The 1,812-nt window shown below is 40.6% G+C and carries 2 protein-coding genes; both read right to left on the reverse strand.

From position 1 onward, the window contains the following. Positions 1-786: EamA family transporter (locus F6K51_RS36605; protein WP_293030897.1), on the reverse strand; the 786-nt coding region annotated here is incomplete at its 3' end. A gap of 238 nt (positions 787-1,024) precedes the next feature. Beyond that, positions 1,025-1,812 (reverse strand): hypothetical protein (locus F6K51_RS36610; protein ID WP_293030900.1); only part of this gene is annotated, 788 nt, incomplete at its 5' end.

Genomic DNA, 1,812 nt, shown 5'->3' on the forward strand with positions numbered 1-1,812 from the left:
TAAAGCTAAATAACTGCCTGCTTGTGAGGCTGGAAGCTTAGACAATACATAAGACCATGCAACGTAAGCCAAAATACCTGGGAATAGAGCCAGATAAACGATTGCTAAAGTTGAATTCAACGGTGCATTAGTAACTGACAACACGGCACGAGGTGCAAAGAAGAATAAACAGATTGCTCCTGCCCAAATTGCATAGGTTATAAATTGAATTACAGTGTATTTCTGTAGCAGTGGTTTTTGTAGCACTGAATACAAGCTGGTTGAGACGGTCGAAATAAAAACGAATAATACTCCTATCGATAGGTGAAAAACATCGCCTTCAGTGAAGGACATATTGCCTTCAGTGAAGGACATAATACCAACACCCACAATACACAACGCAATACCAATCCAACCTATTTTTTTAAGTTGTTCGTTTAAGAATAGTACTGCCAAAATTGCGATAACGCCTACTTGCGTCGAGTTAATAAAGCTTGAGACACCAGCCGTAACAGTAAGCTCACCTGTATTGAGCATGAAATTGTAAAGCGCGATACCGATAAAACCACAAAAGGAAATTAGCGGCAAATCTTCTAGTTCGGGCATTGGCATTCGGCTGATTAGGGCATACACAAGCAGAACCAGAGATGCGACTAGATATCTTAGAAAACCGACTCCGGCAGGACTGTATCCAGCCAGGGAAACCCGAATGGCAGGAAATGCGGATCCCCACAACATAAGTTTTATTAAAATGGCACCAAAAACCAGTGCTTTAGCGCGATTTTCCTTACTAATCTCAATAAACATAGCTAAAAGTCATATTTTTATATTTAATTTGAGTAAAAAAGCACTCACCTAACTCTAACAAATTCTCCGAGAGTGATCGCTTGCGATCGCTCTCGGAGTTATTCAAAGCATTGACTGAACCCCTAATTCTTTCCTTCTCAACTGGCAAAAATTTTCGATCTATTAAATTTCAGTAATTCTGAAATCTCTTTTTTGGCTGGAGTTGAGATACCTGAATCCCTACAAATTTAGCTAGTTATTAGAGAAACTTTTGCAATACAAAGTTTCGTGCCAGTACAGGTAGGTTAGTATATTCAGCTAGAGCTTCTATTGTGGTGATATCCCTTTCCTTCGCCAAAGTCAGCAAATCACTGGCACCTTGCTTTACTTGTCTGTACACAATTTCATGTCCTAGACGTTTATGATAAGTAGGTGTCTGTTCATTTTCCATTGCCTTGGTGATGCCTCCATTTTCTGTGGCTCTGAAAAATATTTCCACTTTAGAATTTCCTGCTCCACCGGGAGTTATTGCTTGACCTTGCAATGCCATAATACCCCTGTCTTTGAGAGCTTTCATGATTTCCAATCCTTCATCTCCAGGAGGAATTGCCCAATTTTCTGATAGAAGCACAGTGGAATTGTATGGAATAGCATCAAGATTGGAATGCTTTAGGGCTTTACCGAAAGTCATAGCAATAATTACCCTCGGTTCACCCTTTTTACCCAATGCTTCATCAGTAAACTTTCCTGGCTCTGCTAAAGCCACACCCCAACTGGAGGGAATTCTTTGGAATGCTTCACCATTCATACGGTATCGTTCGCTTTCCAAGATGGGAACCAGTTTTTCTCCTGTGGTAGAATCTGTCTCTACAGGTTTGGTGTAGTCATAGGCTATATCTGAGACTAATACATTTTTAAAACCCTTTTCTGCCAGTCGTTTAGCTGTATCTGAACCCATTGCACCTGCTGCACCGATTAGTGAGATGGGAAGATTTTCATCGTCAGCATTAAATAATCCTTGCTCACTAGCTGCATCAAAGGCTCCAA

It is taken from the genome of Moorena sp. SIO3I8, assembly GCF_010692325.1.
Lineage (GTDB): Bacteria > Cyanobacteriota > Cyanobacteriia > Cyanobacteriales > Coleofasciculaceae > Moorena.